This window comes from Shewanella sp. 10N.286.52.A9 (assembly GCF_041468985.1).
In the GTDB taxonomy this organism is placed as follows: Bacteria; Pseudomonadota; Gammaproteobacteria; order Enterobacterales; family Shewanellaceae; genus Shewanella; species Shewanella japonica.
This window is the reverse complement of record NZ_JBFRJQ010000007.1, coordinates 293934-313443: the sequence shown is the minus strand read 5'-3', so window position 1 is coordinate 313443 and position 19510 is coordinate 293934. Positions and strand designations below refer to the sequence as shown.

The window sequence follows — 19510 nt, the reverse complement described above, 5'->3', positions numbered from 1 at the left end:
TAATATCAAGCTAGATAGTGAGTCATTTAAACAAAGCATCATTTAAAAATTTTGGGATTTGAATTTAATCTTCAAAAGAAATTTTTATTAAAAGGGACTTGAATCCCGAATTTTTATGTAAATCATTATTGATTAGAAGCGCCTGAAGGAGCCAAGATGTCTAACCAAATTACGTTACTTGAACATGCAAAACACGGTGATTTAAAAATCACTCCATCGAGCTTTAACCATGTAGCTGACCAGCACATTGTTCCAGTAACTTTGCACGAAATTGGTCGTGCAGCAACTGAATACCCAATTGTATTTGTTAAAAACAGTGATAGTGGTGAGTTCCAAGCCGTTGCGATGCTGGGCTTAAAGCCAGGCCAAAATTTAAGTATTAAAGATGGCAAATGGCAAGGTCTGTATATCCCTGCTGTTGTACGTGATTACCCACTCGGACTAGTATTAAACCCAGACGTTAAAGATAAAGTTTGGATTGGTATTCGTGAAGGTGCTGCTGAAGTTAGTAAAACAGAAGGCCAAGCATTATTCGAAGGCGAAAAAGAAACTGAATACTTAGAAAACCGTAAAAAAGCGCTTATTGCTCACTTTGAACAAGATCAAGCAAGCCGTAACATTCTAGGTTTCCTTGCAGAAAAAGAGTTACTCACTACGCAAACGCTAACGGTAGATGTTGCTGGTGAAAAACGCAATATCAATGGTCTATACTTAATTGATGAAGCAAAACTTAATGAGCTTTCAGATGAAGATTATTTAGAACTTAGAAAGCGTGGTCTTCTAGGTCCTATCTACGGTCATCTTGCATCACTAAATCAAGTGAACCGTTTAGCACGCACTGAGATTATGTCTAAAGCATAATTTATAATGACGTAATTGTTGTCATTTACTCTAGTGAGTTTTGTAAAGTAAGTACGGCTTACCTTGCGACAACAGACCTCATACAGGGCAAACATCTAGGCATTGTGAGTCAATTACGATTCACAGTGCCTTTTTTATGTTTGGTATATCAATGAAAACACTAAGTTGACTCATGAGTTTACTGTTTAATTCCACTTCATTAATCCCAGTTAAGCTTTTTTTAAGGTAGAGGCTTTAGGTAAGTGGCTGTTTTAAAGGACTAAAACTGAACAATGTTAATTAACTGTGTAATTTGGTCAAATAAATGTAGAAATTTGATGGCTAATTCTGTAGATTACTAATGACAGCGTTGTCATTGCTTGTTTGATTCGTTGTTTTAAGGTCCACATGAGTAAGGTAGAGGTCTTCTACTCATGTTTTGATTGTATTCCGGTCGGGCGGAATACAATTAATTTTTATACTTTTAGTCTCTCCCCAGAAACGAGTATAAGCTGGGTAACATATTTTGTTCCCAGCTATTTTTTTGCCTTTTTTATGATACATAGTCATTAGTTAGTTCGGTTTCAGTCGTTGAGACCCACTATACAAATCTGGGAAGGAATAAGATAAGTTGACCTATAAGGCATTGACTAAACAGCATAAAACTTTCTTGCTCCTGTTTGGCAAGTTTATGACAAATAAAGGCTGTTAAAGATTAAGAAATAGCGTAAACCATATTGCGTTACATCATTAGCTTAGGGATAAACTGAGGAAACTATGAAAAAGACCATCATCGCAACGGCTTTATTATTGTCACTTGGGGTAGTAGGTTGTCAGGGCGGGTCATCTGAGCGTCAAACCAACATTGAACAATCCTCTTGGACACAAGCCTCACTCAATCAATTCGCTAATGAACTAAAAGTCACTTATCGAGTGGTCACCAATATCCCTGAGCAAGCATGTTCAGCGGATCAAAAAGACCAACGTTGCTTTATCGCAGAAATCGATTTTTCAACTCCTGCTAATTATCCTAATGGCAACTGGTCAATTTTTTATAGCCAAATGAGACCCGTTCAAGCTGTGTTAAATCCTGAATTTGACATTAGTCGTGTTCAAGGCGATTTACATCAAATTACACCCACAAAAGCGTTTACTGGATTTAAAGCTGGCGAAATAAAGACTCTAGGGTTTCGTGGCGAGTTATGGCAGTTGTCTGAAACTGATCCAATGCCAAACTACTATATTACCGTCGACGGGTTAACGCCTGTTGTGATCAGCAGTACAAAGCTCACAATTGACCCTGAAACAGGCATGGAGCAACGTCCTTATGTGGAATCGTTTACCGATGCTGATAAGCAATATCGCCGCACAGAAAAAGATGCACTCGTTTGGGCGAAAGCAAATGTACTTTATCAAACCAATGAAAATGTAACCCTTGATAGCAGTTATGTCACTGACCGTATCATTCCGACCCCAGCTAACATTGTTGTTACCTCCACCAATAAGCCTGTGGATTTATCTTTGGGTATTAATGTTATTTACAATGAAGTAAACCCAAAAGCTGTAAAAGCATCACTTGTGCGCCTATCAAGGCTTGGTGTGAATGAGCTTGCTGGTGGCATCCCGCTTAAGTTGGAGACATCTTCAACAATAGGGCAAGAAGGCTACAAGCTTGAAATTACAGAATCTGAATTAACGATTCAAGCGGCTGATGAAGCTGGTTTTTCATATGGTATTGCATCAATTACCGGATTATTATCTGCCGATGACTTATCTATAAATACCTTAACGGTAACTGATGCGCCACGTTATCAATTTCGAGGTATGCATGTTGATGTCGCAAGAAACTTTCATAGTAAGCAAATGATTTTAGACCTGATTGATCAAATGGCGGCTTACAAGTTAAATAAGCTTCATTTGCATATGGCTGACGATGAAGGTTGGCGTTTAGAAATCGATGGTTTACCTGAGTTAACCAATGTGGGTAGCAAGCGTTGCCATGATTTAACGGAAACACAATGTCTTATACCTCAATTAGGCAGTGGCCCATTTGCTGATAGCGATGTAAATGGTTACTACAGTAAAGCCGATTATATCGAAATATTAAATTATGCCACCGCTCGTCAAGTGGAAGTTATTCCATCAATGGATATGCCTGGTCACTCAAGAGCTGCAATCAAATCAATGGATGCACGCTATCGTCATTATATGGAAGCTGGGAATAGCGAAGCCGCTAAAGAGTATTTATTGTCAGATGCTGCAGATAAGACAGTGTACTCGTCAGTGCAATATTATAATGACAATACCTTAAATGTTTGTATGGAATCGACGTTTCATTTTGTTGATAAAGTCATCAGCGAAATAGCCAAGCTTCACCAAGCTGCGGATCACCCGTTAAATCGATACCATATTGGTGCTGATGAAACTGCAGGTGCGTGGAAGCAATCTCCTCAGTGTCTTGATTTTGTTGCTAATAACGATAAAGGCGTGACATCAGTTGATGATTTAGGTGCCTACTTTATTGAACGCTTATCAAATTCGTTAGCTGACAAAGGTATTCAACCTGCAGGTTGGAGTGATGGTATGAGCCACACTAACCCCGCAAATATGCCTCAAAATGCACAGTCTAATATTTGGGATGTCATATCACATCAAGGTTATAAGCGAGCTCATAAACAAGCAAATCTAGGTTGGGATACCGTATTGTCAAATCCTGAGGTGCTGTATTTCGACTTCCCCTATGAAGCAGATCCTAAGGAGCACGGGTATTACTGGGCTGGACGTGCGCAAAATAGTCAAAAAATATTTTCATTTATGCCAGATAACCTTCCTGCCAATGCTGAACAATGGACTGACATCGAAGGCCTAGTCTTTACCGCTGATGATACCGTTCAACAAGATGAGCAGGGGAATGACATATCAGGCCCGTTACAACAAGGAAAAGGCTTTACTGGTATTCAAGGTCAACTGTGGAGCGAAACAGTGCGCAGTGATGATGTCGCTGAATACATGATTTATCCACGATTATTAATATTGGCAGAAAAAGCATGGCATAAAGGAAGCTGGGAAGTGCCATATCGATATGAAGGCGCTATTTATAGTCAAGATTCTGGTTACTTCACTGCGGCAATGCGACTCAAACAACAGCAGCAATGGAATGAACTTGCTAATGCACTTGGACAAAAAGAGCTTCACAAGCTTGATTTAGCAAACATTGCTTATCGATTACCAACGGTTGGGGCTAAAGTTATTAATGGTAAATTACATGCCAATATCGCTTTTCCAGGACTGAGAATTGAGTATCGTGTCAATAATAAACAGTGGCTTCCTTATACCGAGCCCGTTGCTGTGAATGGCAAAGTTGAAGTGAGAAGTATCTCTCCTGATGGTAAACGAAAAGGCAGAAGTTTATTGCTGTAGATAGTTAATATTGCACTTCACTAAGAGGCGTTAAACACTTTGTTAACGCCTTTTTGCTTTGTTTTATACCATTAAGTCTGATTCCCTTTAATTAATCACTAAACGATTACTATTTTATTTTCTTTATAAACAGAGTGTTAGGCTTATTGCTTGATGCTTATTTATCTTAGTTCTAAAAAATAAATGACAACGCTGTCATTTGTGGTGTAACATAAAGTTAACTTATTCAAAGGGCCACCTATAACGTTAGTTTGTGCATCTTTATAACGTTGTTTTTTAGTCATCTTCTTGGGCTCAAATAGAAGAGATAAGAGGGATATCATGGGCGTTAACCTGCAAAATGAATCACAGCTTTTTATTGGTATTGATGGCGGAGGCAGTAAATGTCGCGCCACGATTTATTCTCCTAAGATGGGTGTGATTGGAACTGGTGTTGCTGGGCGTGCTAACCCCCTTCACGGCTTAGAACAAACTTTCGAATCAATCCGCCAATCAACCGACTTAGCGATAGCAGACGCAAAGCTAACTCAAGATGGTATCAAGACGTTAGTCGCAGGCCTTGGCCTTGCAGGGGTCAATGTACCTCGCTTATATCAATTGATAAATGAATGGCAGCATCCATTTGCTCATATGTATCTCACTACCGATTTACATACTGCCTGTATTGGTGCGCACAACGGTGAGGATGGCGCGGTCATTATTACTGGCACAGGGTCTTGCGGTTACGCACATGTCGGAGAGCAAAGCTTACTGGTTGGTGGGCATGGGTTTGCTTTAGGCGATAAAGGTAGCGGTGCATGGCTAGGTCAACAAGCTGCAGAGCATGCTTTATTAAACCTTGATGGGTTTGCGCAAGACAGTCAGTTAACGCAATTAATCTTAGCGCATTTTGACGTCTCAGACGCTATCGGAATTGTTGAAAACCTAGCAGGTCAATCATCGAGTACGTATGCCAAATTAGCTAGGCTGGTAATTCAAAGTGCCGAACAAGGTGATGTTGTTGCGATAGAGATTGTTAAACAAGGTGCAAAATATATCAGTGATATGGCACGTAAGCTTTTTACACTCGAACCGCGTCGTTTTTCAATGATAGGCGGTTTAGCTGAGCCCTTACAAAAATGGCTTGATAGTGATGTCGGGCAGCAGGTTCAGCCAGCGCTCGCTCAACCTGAAATCGGCGCCATCTTATTTGCTCAACAACAATACAGCAAACATCAAGGCTAATAGGTTAACAATTCAACCAGCTAGTCATTTTTCCAATTTATTCGACAATATTGAAAAAGGTTATACCGATGACAAATACCATTATGGAGCTAGAAGCTCGCTCTGCACCGCAAAAAATTGCTGAACAATTAGCTGCTAATGCGGGGCTAACTAAGGAACTTGGTGAGAAGCTGCGTAATTTTAAACCTAAGTTTGTAATGATTGTTGGCCGAGGCTCTTCAGATCATGCGGGTGTGTTTGCAAAATATTTATTTGAAATTGAAGTAGGTATTCCAACATTTGCTGCTGCACCATCGGTAGCCAGCGTATACGGTAAAAGCTTGCAACTTGAAGGCGGGTTAGTCATCGTTATTTCACAATCAGGTCGAAGCCCTGATATTTTAGCGCAAGCAAGAATGGCAAAAATCGCCGGCGCTTTTTGTGTGGCATTAGTGAATGATGAAACCGCGCCGATAAAAGATATCGTTGATGTTGTTTTACCTCTAAGAGCGGGTGAAGAAAAAGCAGTAGCAGCCACTAAAAGCTATCTAGCGACACTTTCAGCAATTGTTCAATTAACAGCAGAGTGGACTCAAAGTGAATCATTGGCAGCAGCTGTAGATTCAATGCCTAAAGCACTTCAAACAGCTGTAGATGCAGAACCTCAATTGACTGCAGAGTCTTTAGAGGGAGTTAAGAATCTTGTGGTTTTAGGCCGCGGTCTTGGATATGCCGTTACGAAAGAGCTAGCGCTTAAAATGAAAGAAGTGTGTTCTATTCATGCCGAATCCTTTAGTAGTGCAGAGTTTTTACATGGTCCGGTGACATTAGTTGAGAAAAAGCTGACCATTGTTGACGCTTGTATCAATGATGAGTCTTTAGAAAGCCATGTTGAGCAAGTAAATAACGTCACTGAGCGTGGTGCTGATGTGGTTCATTTGAATCAAACTTCAAATGATATTCACCCGCGTATTGCGCCACTGGCGCTGTTGCAGCGTTTTTATATTGATGTAGCCGCCGTAGCGGTTGCGCGTGGCATTGATCCAGATCAGCCAGAAGGCCTCAAGAAAGTAACACAAACCTTGTAATGTAAGTTGATGATATTTAATCACCTTATTGGTGTTAATTAAGCCTAGATGTAAAGAGACTCAAGATGAAACAAACCCTAATTGTAGATAAGTATTTTGATGGCGAGCTATTTCAGCCGCGAGCTGCGATTACCATAGATAATGGGATGATCACTGCTATCAACGCTATAGCTGAAAAGGGACTGGATCTGCAATTGGTGAATGAAGATGCATTAGAAAATGTGACTCATTTACAAGGAACGCTAGTTCCTGGGTTTGTTGATGTTCAGGTTAATGGTGGCGGTGGGGCGTTATTTAATGCTGAACCTACACCTGAGTGTATCAGCATCATAGGCAATGCTCATGCGAAGTTTGGAACCACTGGCTTTTTACCAACCTTAATAACTGATCAAGTTGAGGTAATGGAAAAAGCGGCCGATGCCGTTGCAGAAGCCATTAAGCTTAAAACACCAGGAGTATTGGGTATTCATTTTGAAGGGCCGCATTTGAGTGTCCCTAAAAAAGGGGTACATCCTCAATCCTTTATTCGTGAAATTTCTGCGGCTGAGATGGCTATTTTTGCTCGCCAAGATTTAGGTATCAAACTTGTCACCTTAGCACCTGAAAACGTTTCAGTTGAGGTGATAAAAACATTAGTCGAACATGATGTAAAAGTCTGCCTAGGGCATTCAAATGCTGATTACGAGACGGTTAATGCTGCGTTGGATGCTGGTGCAGATGGATTCACACACTTATTCAATGCAATGTCAGGTTTTGGTTCCCGTGAACCTGGCATGGTAGGTGCTGCGCTAGAAAGCGAAAAGGCTTGGTGCGGATTAATTGTTGATGGACACCATGTGCATAGTGCAACAGCTAAAGTGGCTATTAAGGCTAAACCGCAAGGTAAAGTGATGTTGGTGACTGATGCGATGCCGCCAGTGGGTATGGATGATAATGCTAGCTTTGAATTATTTGGCACTAAAGTTATAAGGCAAGGCGACAGACTTAATGCAACAACAGGTGAACTTGCAGGTTGTGTATTAGATATGGTTGGTGCAGTGAATAACACTGTGCGCATGCTAGGTTTACGCCATGAAGAAGCATTAAGAATGGCATCACTATATCCGTCTCAATATTTACAAAAACCTCAGCTAGGCCGAATTGCAGTCGGTCAGCAAGCTGACTTAGTGTTATTGAATACGCAAAATAATGTCAGTGCAACTTATATAGCTGGTGAGTTAGTGTATTCTTCTGACTGCCCACAGCGGGCTAGGTAGCCGCCAATGAATGCTCCAGTTAGTCATTCGACTGTAAGTGACACGTCAAGAAGTGATGTTCAACATTCTGAAACTAGAATAAATAGTGATAAACCTAAAACGAAAACACGTTTAACGTCTCTTGATGCATTGCGTGGTTTTGACATGTTTTGGATTTTGGGGGGAGAAGGGCTATTTGCAGGATTATTGCTATTAACTGGCTGGTCAGGTTGGCAATGGTTTGATGGCCAAATGCATCACAGTCAATGGCATGGCTTTACCTTTTATGATGTGATTTTCCCGCTATTTATATTCTTATCCGGTGTAGCGCTAGGCTTGTCTCCAAAAAGGTTGGATAAACTGCCAATGAGCGAACGCCTACCTTTTTATCGTCATGCTATAAAGCGACTTGGATTACTCATCCTACTAGGTGTGCTTTATAACCATGGTTGGGGTACTGGTGTCCCTGCGGATCCTGAACAAATTAGATATGCCAGTGTATTGGCCCGAATCGGTTTTGCTTGGTTTATTGGGGCAATGCTGGTTTGGCATACAAGCCTGCGGGTACAGGCTGCGATAGCGGTTATCATTTTATTGGCTTATGGCTTATTGCAATTATATGTCCCGTATCCTAATGGGCTACCAGGACAATTCACTCAAGATAATTCGATTAACGCCTATGTGGACAGTTTATTATTGCCAGGTATTTCTTATCAAGACCGTCCTTTAGATCCTGAAGGGGTGCTGTCAACGCTTCCTTCGGTTGTAAATGGCTTAGTCGGTGTATTTGTCGGTCAGCTGTTGGTTAATACCAATATATCTGCATGTAAGCTCTCTTCTGACTGGTTAAAAGTGTTGTTACTAATGATTGCGGGTTGCTTGTTGATTTCACTAGCTTGGTTAGTTGATTTTGTCATACCGATTAATAAAGACCTTTGGACAAGCAGTTTTGTATTGGTGACGTCTGGTTGGAGTATCGTATTTTTAGCCATTTTTTATGCGCTTATTGATGTGCTCAAATGGCAGAAGTGGTCGTTGTTTTTTGTGGTGATTGGCACGAACGCTATCATCATTTATTTAGCTTCAAGCTTAATGAACTGGCAGTATTTTTCTCAAAGTTTATTGGGTGGAGTCATCACAGCATTACCTCAAAACTGGCAGCAATTAATGTCAGTGGTCAGTTTGTTGCTGGTGCAATGGTTAGTATTGTTATGGTTATATCGACGGAAAATTTTCATCCGAATCTAACTTAAACAGATAAGTGCTTGGCTAGTAGGATAAATTCCTGAGCTTGATTTTCACTTGTTATGGTTCTACCAGTTAAAGGAATGACAGCGTTGTCTTTGTGGTGTGGATGTTTTAACATGAAATGCGCAATGACTATGAAATGAATTAACAATTCGTCATCATAGTGGTGCTAAAACCTCAATAACAATAAGACTCATATGTGGCAGTGATGGATATTGCTGCTGAAAATTAATGACAATAAGAAGCAGGTTTATGGAAACTACAATGAATAACAGTCAGCAAAAAAGCAGTGTGCTGCCGATGGCTATCGTTGCAATTCTCTTTTTCGTATTGGGATTTGCCACTTGGCTAAATGGCTCTTTGATGCCTTATCTGAAGCAAATCCTTCAACTTAGCCCATTTCAAGCATCTCTAATCTTATTCTCTTTTTATATCGCTGTGACATTTACTGCCCTGCCTTCTGCTTGGGTTATTCGTAAAGTCGGCTATAAAAGTGGTATGGCATTAGGGATGGGGATAATGATGATCGCGGGTTTATTGTTTATACCTGCGGCTAAAACCCAAATATTTCCTTTATTCTTATTAGCGCAATTAGTGATGGGTACTGGCCAAACGTTACTACAAACCGCTGTGAATCCTTATGTTGTTCGTTTAGGCCCTGAAGAATCAGCTGCTGCCCGTGTAAGTGTAATGGGCATTCTCAATAAAGGGGCGGGTGTGATTGCGCCTATGGTATTTACAGCACTGATTTTAGATAGTTTTAAAGACCGTGTTGGAACAACATTAACCCAAATTCAAATCGATGAAATGGCGAATAGTCTAATACTTCCTTACTTAGGTATGGCGGTGTTTATTGGTATTTTAGCGTTTGCTGTTAAAAAATCTCCTTTACCAGAACTCGAGCAAGAAGACGAGTCTTCTGAAAAAGGACAGATTAAAGAAGCCCTGGCTAAACCAAACCTTGCACTGGGTGTTGTCGCATTATTTGTTTATGTGGCCGTTGAAGTCATAGCAGGGGATACCATTGGTACTTACGCATTAACCTTGGGTGTCGAAAACTATGGCGTGATGACATCCTATACAATGGTTTGTATGGTTATCGGTTATAGCTTGGGTATTATTTGTATTCCTCGCTTTATTTCGCAACCTAATGCGTTATTAATCAGTGCTATTTTAGGCGTAGTATTATCTTTTGGTATCGTATTTGGTGATAGTGAGTCGTACACCATTGCTAATATGATATTGGTACCATTTGGCGGAGCTGAGCTGCCAGATACCTTATTACTCATTGCATTTCTAGGGTTAGCTAATGCGATTGTTTGGCCTGCAGTATGGCCGTTAGCATTATCAGGAATGGGTCGATTAACCAGTACTGGTTCTGCTTTGTTAATCATGGGGATTGCTGGTGGCGCGTTTGGGCCGGTATTTTGGGGGCTAACAAGCTCTGCGACGTCTTTAGGTATGCAAGGCGGTTATATGGTGATGATCCCTTGTTATCTGTTCATTTTATTTTATGCGGTTAAAGGCTATAAAATGACAAGCTGGAAATAGTTGAGATAAGCGTTTTCAATGCAGTGTATGGCGTTACCGGCAGCCTTATAATACTGTCATGAAACGACTTTAAGCTGTAGTCCCTTCACAAAAAAGCCACTCTATTGAGTGGCTTTTTTATTACACTAATAAGCTTTGGCTCTTACTACATTTGGCTCTTACTACAATTTGCCAATAAACTGATTAATGGTTAGTTGGCTTTTCTAGTTTCTCCATGACTTGCTTCAAACTAAAGCTCGCTGCTTTTTGTCTTGGAGGATATTCTTTAAATGTTTCTAAAAATTGAGCCACATAAGCTTGCGCAGGCACTAATAAAAATGCTCTGTCTATTAACCAGTCATAATAGGTATTAGACGTGCGGTCAGCAGTCTCGTATGGATCCATACGTAGGTTAAATATCTTAGGTAAGCGCAGTTCAACAAAAGGCTCTGCCCATATTTGTAATGTACCTGTCACACGCTGCTCTAAAAATACTGCTTTCCAGTTTTTATAACGCAGAGCGGCTAAATCACCATCATCAGTGAAGTAAAAGATTTCTTCACGAGGGCCGGTATCTGCCTTGCCTGTTAGGTAAGGTAAGAAGTTGTAGCCATCTAGATGGTTTTTAAACTTTTTGCCATTTGCGCTATAGCCTTTAAGTAGCTTCTCTTTTACTTTGCTATCGCCAGCCGCTGCAGCGAAGGTAGGTAGCCAATCCATATGGTGCATAATCTCATTGGAAACGCTACCAGCTTCAATCTTACCTGGCCATCTCACCATCGCAGGAACACGGAATGCGCCTTCCCAGCTGGTATTTTTCTCACTTCTAAACGGAGTTAAACCCGCATCTGGCCATGTGTTCATGTGTGGGCCATTATCGGTTGAGTAAAATACGATCGTGTTATCTTTGATACCTAGCTTATCGACAGTTTTAAGCAGTTGACCAACATGGTTATCATGCTCAATCATACCGTCAGCATAATTACTGACGCCGCTTGCTCCACGAAGTTCAGGCTTAATATGGGTACGGAAATGCATACGTGTTCCGTTCCACCATACAAAGAATGGTTTTTTCGATTTTACACTTTTTTCCATGAAGTCAATTGCCGCCGAAACGGTTTCATCATCAATGGTTTCCATTCTTTTTTTCGTTAATGGACCAGTATCTTCAATCTTGCCATCAGCTGATGATTTGATAACGCCTCGAGGTCCAAATTTCTTTAAGAATTCAGGATCTTTTGGGTAATCAACGTTTTCAGGTTCTTCTTCAGCATTAAGGTGATAAAGGTTTCCTAAAAATTCATCAAAACCATGGGCAGTAGGTAAGAACTCATCTTTGTCACCTAAATGGTTTTTACCAAATTGACCCGTGGCATAACCCATAGGCTTTAAGATTTCCGCTATGGTGGCATCTTCTGCTTGTAAGCCAATATCAGCGCCAGGTAAACCAACTTTACTTAATCCAGTACGGAACACGCTTTGACCTGTAATAAAGGTAGAACGGCCCGCAGTACAAGACTGTTCGCCATAATAATCAGTGAACATTAACCCTTCTTTGGCGATACTATCAATATTTGGCGTTTGATAACCCATCAAACCAAATGTATAAGCACTGACATTTGCTTGCCCAATGTCATCGCCCCATATGACGAGAATATTAGGTTTACTAGCAGCGGTAGCACTGGTTGATAGCATTCCTAATGTTATCGCAGCAGTGACTCCGAGGAGTTTTTTCATTCTTACCATTTTTATTTCCCTATATGATTGAAGAACAGTGTAGATTTTTTGAACACTAGTTATAAGTTAACAGCTAAATTAGCGATTAAACAAGTAACTACGAGATTGTTTACATAAAGATGAGGAAATATCAGTATATGCACTGATAGAAATTTTGCTTAATAATCCGGCAAATTAGTCAGGCAAATAAATGATGAGGTGAATGGTTACTTTATTAAATCATAAAAGGGCAGTTCGGGATGGGTTAAATAGTAAAAATTAGATACAAAAAAGCCACTCATTTGAGTGGCTATTCTGTATATGGTGCCGGCACCAAGAGTCGAACTCGGGACCTACTGATTACAAGTCAGTTGCTCTACCAACTGAGCTATGCCGGCTAAATTGTGGTGCCCGAACCCGGAATCGAACCAGGGACACGAGGATTTTCAATCCTCTGCTCTACCGACTGAGCTATTCGGGCAACTAAACTAAGCGTTAGTTAACTACTTCAAACAAGAAACTAACTTGGTCATTAGTGTCTGTGCCGTTTGGAGTGCGCACATATTATAGGGATGGTTTTATTGACGCAAGTGCTTTTTACAAGTTTTTTATTGTTCGGCTAGTAAATGTTCAAAATGCATGTTTTTTGTCAATATAAAACTCGGCATTGTTAGAAATAACCAACTTACTTGGTATTTGGTATTTTATAAACGTTCTAAAAAATCGAATGATTGTAGCGAAATTTAGCCATTTTATTTTATATTTTTATCTATAAACTCATTTCTATCAAATATGAGGGATGACGAAACATGTTGGTCAATACACGAGATGGATATGGCTTATTCACAATATTACTTCACTGGATTAGTGCATTAACCATTTTAGGTTTGTTTGGTTTAGGTTTTTGGATGGTGGATTTAACGTATTACAGCAGCTGGTATCAAACTGCGCCTAATATCCATAAAAGTGTCGGAGTACTGCTACTTGGTTTAACACTAATACGCATCCTATGGCGCTTTATCTCTGTCACAACACAGGCTAACTCATCACACAAACATTGGGAAAAACAGGCCGCCAAATGGACTCATAGGGTATTTTATCTATTGATGCTACTGATAATGATAAGTGGCATTTTGATTTCCACAGCCGACGGCAGGGGAATAATGGTATTTGATTGGTTTGAATTACCTGGTTTGGGTAGCTTTATCACTAATCAAGAAGATATTGCAGGTGTTATTCACCAATATCTTGCATACGGGTTAATTGCTTTGGTTGTGATTCATGCCGCTGGAGCGATTAAACATCAACTTATTGATAAAGATAGCACCCTGACAAGAATGATAAAACCCGTAAAACCGAAGTAGCCTATCGAGTACTTATTTCACTCAAGCGTTGGAAAATTATACTTCATCACTTTTAATCACATGATTAATTTATATAAAGGAATACATAATGAAAAAGCAACTGATTAGCACGGTATTTGGCGCCATCTTGTTGGTACCTGCAATGGCCAATGCTGCTGACTACAAAATTGATACCCAAGGAGCGCATGCGTCAATCCAATTTAAGGTCAATCATTTAGGGTATAGCTTTGTGACAGGCCGCTTTAACGATTTTAGTGGTGACTTTAGCTACGATGCTAATACGGTCAACGATACTAAGGTTAAAGTAACCATTAATACAACCAGTGTTGATTCAAATCATGCAGAGCGTGATAAGCATTTACGTGGAAGTGATTTTTTAAATACGGGTGAATTTCCTAAGGCCGAGTTTGTATCAACGACAGTTGAAGATAAAGGCAATGGGAAAGTGGTCGTAAATGGTAACTTGACGCTAAACGGCGTGACCAAACCTGTGGCAATCGATGCGACAGTCATTGGTGAAGGTAAAGATCCATGGGGTGGTTATCGAGCAGGTTTTGTAGGTACGACAGAATTTGCAATGAAAGATTTTGGGATAAAAATGGACCTAGGCCCAGCTTCAGCGAATGTGAGCTTAGATCTCGTTATTGAAGGGATTAAACAATAACGTAAATTGCGCAATCGAATACTTAATCGACTGAAAAAAGATTAGTCGGGCTATTCACAAAAACGCCACTCAGTTATTGAGCGGCGTTTTTTGTATGTCAGTGTAGGTGGATTGGCTAATTTTGCTTGTTAGTTAATATAATATGGCCAAATACATTGGCATCTTTATACCCTCGATTCATATCGCCATTCACGGCTTTGATGGGGTGAGAGCCAATAAAGTTTTCCCTCGTTTTACTGCCGTCGTTATCACAATAAGCCAGCATAAAACCGAGTTTTTTATTACCGCTGAGGGTGACTGGCGATATTTGATGGTCATCAAATGCTGTTAATGAATCATTATAATTGTCAGGGAATACCTTAATTGCCATTTCCCAATACACTTTTTGTGGGTTGGCCTCATCGCGAGACCAAATAGTTGTAATATGTTCATTGAATGTCATTGCTTGTTTTTGAGTTGAAAAGTCGGCAACTTGTCTGTCTAAAGCAACATGATAAGCAAAGGCGTTGTGGCTAAATTGATGTTCACCACCCGAGGCATCTTCATCTAAAAACACTTCAACGGTATCGTCATCCCAATACAGCACAGTTGGATCCGCGGTTTGATCAAATAACACATCATCAATGACTTCAGTGAGTAGATAGAGCGTGTCTTCGCGCCAAAGCAACTTGTAGCGACCACTAAAATCATTTTTATCTATTGCAGCACCAATGATCATGGTATCGATTGGGTGCCAGTTTGCATGTTGCCAATCCGCGTCATTCGGGACTCCATCAATGTTAATTTTTTCATTGGCATAATTGACCATAATAGGTTGATGGACATACTCAGTGAACCTGTCTTCAGTAGTGGCTTGCACACTGTACGATGAAAAAAACGCTGGGAGTACGAGCAGTGATATCGCTGCTTGTGTAATATGCTTTTGGGTGAATGTCAGTCTTGTTATGAAGGAGACATGTTTGTTGAACCATTCCATAGTGTTAATCCGTGTTAGTTTAACCGCAGACGAGAATTGATATGTTACCGCGGTTGATGTCGATGTTATCAACCAGTAGCTTACCTAGATTGAATAGCGTAAAGCTATCAATTCAATCATCTAATTTTTCATATTGGCGAGTCATTCTTGAATCTAGCTTATAGGCAGTAATACTTTTAACCGGTATGTTTGCTTAGGTAAAACATCAAAATTAAACTCGCCATTGGCATCGCTTTCTAGTGGCACATCATCAACCCAAACTTGTTGTGTAGTAACAGTGGTTGTGTGACTTACCTGCATCGTTATTTGGGCTTGTCTGAATCGTCGACTGACATGTAGCTCTGGCCATGATTTAGGTAACTGAGGCTTTATCTTTATCCCCTTTGATGTGCCTTTAAGGCCAACGAGTTGCTCAATAACAATGCGATAGATCCATGCAACGGTACCAGTATTAAATAATTGACTCGATTTACCAGCATCTTCAGGGAACTGAAAATACGCTCCACGAAAGTAATTAGGGATAAAGACGGGTAGTTGCCCACGAGAGAGGGCATTTGCTTCTGATTCTGCACAAATCATTGTATGCAGTAATTCAAATGCAGCTTCGGTTTCACCTCGCTCAAATAGGGCGAAAATATAGAAAGCACCAGCATGGTTGTACACTGAACCGTTTTCACCAGTACCAGGAAATTTCTGGGTTAAGCGACCAACTTCCTCATTCATATGGGTGTAGCTAGGCGCAAGCATCATCATGCCAAACGGCGTTTGAAGTTGTTGTTTTATCTGCAACTTCATTTTCTGCCATTGGTTGTTATCGATAGCACCAGATAGCATTGCAAAACTTTGCGGGTTGAGATAAATCCTGCCTTCTTGATTTTGACTCACACCGAAGCAGTTTCCAGCATCGGTAATGCCTCTAGCAAACCATTCACCGTCCCAGCAATGCTGATTCACATCTTGGTTTATTGTACTCGCTTGCTGTAATAATGATTCGGCAAGGCTGGCATTACCTGTTGATTTAGCAACGTTAGACCATAACCTCATGGCGTAAGCACTGGCTAAGCTTAACCAGCTCGATACGCCTTTACCTTGATATCCCACCATATTCATCGGATCGCACCAATCACCTTGATTGATGTAATTCAGACCACGTTGATCTCGTTGAGACCATAAAAATGTCAATGCCAATTCAATATGCTCGAAAACTGTTTTAGGCGCTATGTCATCTGCAAACGGAATAGGCTGGTGTAAGAATTCATAATCTGCTGTTTCGTCAAGATAGGCGGTAATACAAATAACTAACCAGACACAATGATCCGTATGTGGGATTTGGTTGATATATTTAAGTTCAGATTCTGGGTTTAATAAAATACCATCAGGCATTTTACCGCTACTATTTTGCTGCGATAACGCCTTAACGAATGCGGCTTTTGTTTCATCAGGCTTGAGGTAAACCATTCCCATTGCATCTTGAAGGTAGTTTCTTGTTTGTGGATCTGTACTTAACCGATTGACATCACCATGGTAAAAAACTTGCCTTGGTAACCAGTGATTAATAAAGTTATCAAATTCCTTATTAGGGCTACTTATACTCAGTTGTTGGTCAGCTTGAGCGATGTACTCTTGGTATTGTTTGTTAATTTTTTCTCGTTTCTCAGGAGATCCCAAATAGTGTTGCTGTAATTGCTTGGCTTCAAGCTTATCTTTTACAGGGGCAAAAACAAAGTTGGCTTGAAAGTGCTGCTCCGTTTGCAAAGGTAAATCAAAATGCATCACAGCAACCGGTGTTTGGTAATGAGCAGGTTTAGATGCTAATGCTCGATTGGTGATAGCATCAGGATTATTGAGCCCTCCTTCACCTTCAAATGCTGCTTGGCTAGTTTCGTAACTTGTCGGGGCAATATCACTCATTAATACCGTTGTGTCTTTAAAATCTTGATGCGCAAAGTATTGTTCTATTTTTTGATACGGTGTTACTGACTCACACAAAATGGCATTTAACTCTGTATCAAAATGTGCAGATTGGTTCATCCATGACATATAACCCACTGGGAAGTAACTGTAGATACTCAAGTCACGTGAGCGACCACTATTGTTTGTGATATTAAGTTGCCAAAGTTCAGCGCAATCAGTAGTAGTTAATGTAAGTGATAACTCACAAACGATATCAAGGTGAGTGATGTGCCAGCTGATTTTTTCTTTTTCGACAATAAACTCAAAAGAGTCAGTAGCTTGCTTGACGGGGGCATAAGGAATAGAAAACAACTCACCAGATTGATTATCTTTTATATAAAAGAATCTTCCTGGGTGATGGCTAAAATATGGATGCTCAGGCTGCATAAAAGTTTTAGCTTCAAGAGCAGGGCCGTGAGCATATTTTGCAGGCTCGGGTTGCATAAATTGGGCAATGGCATAACCACGACAATTCATTTGAATCATCATTTTTTTATTCCATAAAAAGCCACAAGCATTTGGCATACTTGTTGGGCTGTTTAGGCTGACTGCACCGTTTGCCTGATGGTAAGTGATCACTATTTATCCCTGAGCTGTTGTTTGAGTATGAAGGTTTGGTTGGCTTGTTTTTGCCTTAGGCTTATTTTGGTTACTGGCGTTTTCATTTGCATATAATTGCTGAGAAATCTCAGCCATTTTGGCTTCGTTTAAGCTGTAATGTTTAACAACCCAAACCGCTAATAATGCAAATATGGCTGGAATTAATGTGTTCAGTAGTAAAATTCCCATCAGAGAGTCTGGTGATTGCTGCTGATTGGCCACATAGCCCATTGAAGATAAGAGCCAACCAATCATGGCGCCTGCAAATGCTCCCCCCAATTTTTGCGAAAAAGCAGCGGCAGAGAAAATCATTGCTGTTGCTCGGCGTCCATTTTTATATTGAGAGTAATCTGCAGTATCTGCATACATGGAAAACACCAGTGGTGATTTGGGGCCAAGACAGAAACCAATTAAGGCTTGCATGATAAACATTAGAGTAATGTTGTTGGGTGGAATCAGGTAAAAACCAGCTGAAAAGACCGCAACTAAACTCATCAAACCAATCAATAAACTGCGTTTATCAAAATAGCGGCTAAGTATTGGTGTAGATGCTGCCCCAATCGCTAATGAAATCATATATACAGCCGTGAATGTTCCAATTAAGTCTTCTCGACCGACGTAATATTTAAAATAAAATGTCCCGGTGCTGGCGCGCAAAGTGATGGTGAACATAATAATCAGTGCTAGTGAGAATAATATTAACCAAGGTTTATTATTCGATAGATCAATCAGGTCTTGTTTGATACTGGTTTGCTGATTAACGGGTGGTGAAATTCGTTCTTTGGTCGCGAAAAAAGTGAGCGTAAACAAAACAGCAGAGATTAAGCCATAACACCCCATTGTCAGCTGCCAGCCTAGGGCTTGGTCTCCGTTACCTAGCAAGGTCACAAGCTCAGGAGTCAGGTAAGCGACGAGTGTGCCACCAGAAAAAGCACCGATGAATCGAAAACTGGTCAAGGTAGTACGTTCTTGACTGTCTGCAGTGACTACACCTAAAAGGGCGCCATAAGGCACATTAATAAACGTGTATGCCAACATCATGAAAATATATGTGCCATACGCCCATATAATCTTGCCATCATCGCCTAGATCTGGAACGGTAAAAGTGAGTATACCTGCCGCGGCGATAGGGATAATGCCCAGTAATAAATAAGGCCTAAACTTACCAAAGCGAGTGGAAGTTCTATCGGCTAATGCTCCCATCAACGGATCTGAGAAAGCATCAATAAGGCGAGTAACCAACATCATAGTGCCGACTGCAGCAGCTGAAATACCAAATACATCGGTATAAAAAATAAAGAGGAACACATCAAATACACGCCAATAAAAGTTAGATGCCACATCCCCAAGGGCGTATCCAATTTTTTCTTTTAGCGATAATTTTTCAGAGACGGTATTAGTCTGTTCGATATTTTGAGCCATTGTTATGGTTACCTTGGTTGATTCCATCCAATTTGCTTTTAAAGCCCACTTTCAGCTAACTGATTTTTATTGATATTTATTTTTAACAATCAGTGTAAGCGCTTACATTGTTATTAGAATGTAAATGATTAATCAAATTTTGACCAGTGTTAATTTGGGCTAAACTGAGTTTTTTATGGCTGTGGCATCAAAATTGTGCGGTTTTTTTAAGTATAAATACTGAAGGTTAGCGATGAGTTTTAATCGCGGTT

General features: G+C 40.3%; 13 protein-coding genes and 2 tRNA genes. 9 read left to right on the top strand and 6 right to left on the bottom strand.

Translation table 11 applies throughout. The annotated features are described in order from the left end of the window. The first annotated feature begins 156 nt into the window (after window positions 1–156). The 7 genes from AB4128_RS07460 to nagP all read left to right on the top strand — a co-directional run bounded on the left by AB4128_RS07460 (window position 157) and on the right by nagP (window position 10585). Window positions 157–861, top strand: coding sequence for a SapC family protein (locus AB4128_RS07460; RefSeq protein WP_055025647.1), 705 nt, complete (start codon window positions 157–159; stop codon window positions 859–861). Between the two features lie 756 nt (window positions 862–1617). Beyond that, window positions 1618–4260: a family 20 glycosylhydrolase gene (locus tag AB4128_RS07455; RefSeq protein ID WP_372037368.1), complete on the top strand. Its 2643-nt coding sequence runs from the start codon at window positions 1618–1620 to the stop codon at window positions 4258–4260. 321 nt (window positions 4261–4581) lie between these two features. Beyond that, window positions 4582–5484: an N-acetylglucosamine kinase gene (gene nagK, locus AB4128_RS07450; RefSeq protein ID WP_372037367.1), complete on the top strand. Its 903-nt coding sequence runs from the start codon at window positions 4582–4584 to the stop codon at window positions 5482–5484. 68 nt (window positions 5485–5552) lie between these two features. Beyond that, window positions 5553–6551, top strand: coding sequence for a glucosamine-6-phosphate deaminase NagB-II (gene nagB-II, locus AB4128_RS07445; protein ID WP_372037366.1), 999 nt, complete (start codon window positions 5553–5555; stop codon window positions 6549–6551). A 65-nt stretch (window positions 6552–6616) separates the two neighbouring features. Further along, on the top strand, window positions 6617–7807 hold the full coding sequence (nagA, locus tag AB4128_RS07440; RefSeq protein WP_372037365.1) for an N-acetylglucosamine-6-phosphate deacetylase: 1191 nt from the start codon (window positions 6617–6619) through the stop codon (window positions 7805–7807). Window positions 7808–7813: 6 nt separating this feature from the next. After that, entirely contained in the window at window positions 7814–9034 is a 1221-nt protein-coding gene (gene nagX / locus AB4128_RS07435) for a transmembrane glucosamine N-acetyltransferase NagX (RefSeq protein WP_372037364.1), read from the top strand. 252 nt (window positions 9035–9286) lie between these two features. Next, complete coding sequence (nagP, locus tag AB4128_RS07430; protein ID WP_372037363.1) at window positions 9287–10585, top strand: N-acetylglucosamine MFS transporter NagP; 1299 nt, start codon at window positions 9287–9289, stop codon at window positions 10583–10585. 183 nt (window positions 10586–10768) lie between these two features. Here nagP and AB4128_RS07425 read toward each other — a convergent pair whose 3' ends face one another. From AB4128_RS07425 to AB4128_RS07415, 3 genes are all read right to left on the bottom strand, one after another. Continuing rightward, complete coding sequence (locus AB4128_RS07425; protein WP_372037398.1) at window positions 10769–12259, bottom strand: arylsulfatase; 1491 nt, start codon at window positions 12257–12259, stop codon at window positions 10769–10771. A 343-nt stretch (window positions 12260–12602) separates the two neighbouring features. Further along, window positions 12603–12678, bottom strand: a tRNA-Thr gene (locus AB4128_RS07420). Between the two features lie 7 nt (window positions 12679–12685). After that, window positions 12686–12761, bottom strand: a tRNA-Phe gene (locus AB4128_RS07415). A gap of 328 nt (window positions 12762–13089) precedes the next feature. Here AB4128_RS07415 and AB4128_RS07410 point away from each other — a divergent pair. Both AB4128_RS07410 and AB4128_RS07405 read left to right on the top strand, forming a co-directional pair. Continuing rightward, a complete protein-coding gene (locus tag AB4128_RS07410) occupies window positions 13090–13644 on the top strand; it encodes a cytochrome b (protein WP_372037362.1) in 555 nt (184 codons plus the stop codon). Between the two features lie 88 nt (window positions 13645–13732). Then, window positions 13733–14308 carry a YceI family protein gene (locus tag AB4128_RS07405; protein ID WP_372037361.1) on the top strand — a complete coding sequence of 192 codons (576 nt, stop codon included), beginning with the start codon at window positions 13733–13735 and terminating at the stop codon, window positions 14306–14308. Between the two features lie 115 nt (window positions 14309–14423). Here the strand turns inward: AB4128_RS07405 and AB4128_RS07400 are convergent, their stop codons facing one another. The 3 genes from AB4128_RS07400 to AB4128_RS07390 all read right to left on the bottom strand — a co-directional run bounded on the left by AB4128_RS07400 (window position 14424) and on the right by AB4128_RS07390 (window position 19259). After that, window positions 14424–15284 (bottom strand): sugar-binding protein, encoded by an 861-nt coding sequence (locus AB4128_RS07400; protein WP_372037360.1) that lies wholly within the window; start codon window positions 15282–15284, stop codon window positions 14424–14426. A 153-nt stretch (window positions 15285–15437) separates the two neighbouring features. Next, window positions 15438–17816 (bottom strand): GH36-type glycosyl hydrolase domain-containing protein, encoded by a 2379-nt coding sequence (locus AB4128_RS07395; protein WP_372037359.1) that lies wholly within the window; start codon window positions 17814–17816, stop codon window positions 15438–15440. Between the two features lie 3 nt (window positions 17817–17819). Next, window positions 17820–19259 carry an MFS transporter gene (locus AB4128_RS07390; protein ID WP_372037358.1) on the bottom strand — a complete coding sequence of 480 codons (1440 nt, stop codon included), beginning with the start codon at window positions 19257–19259 and terminating at the stop codon, window positions 17820–17822. Window positions 19260–19510: the final 251 nt, after the last annotated feature.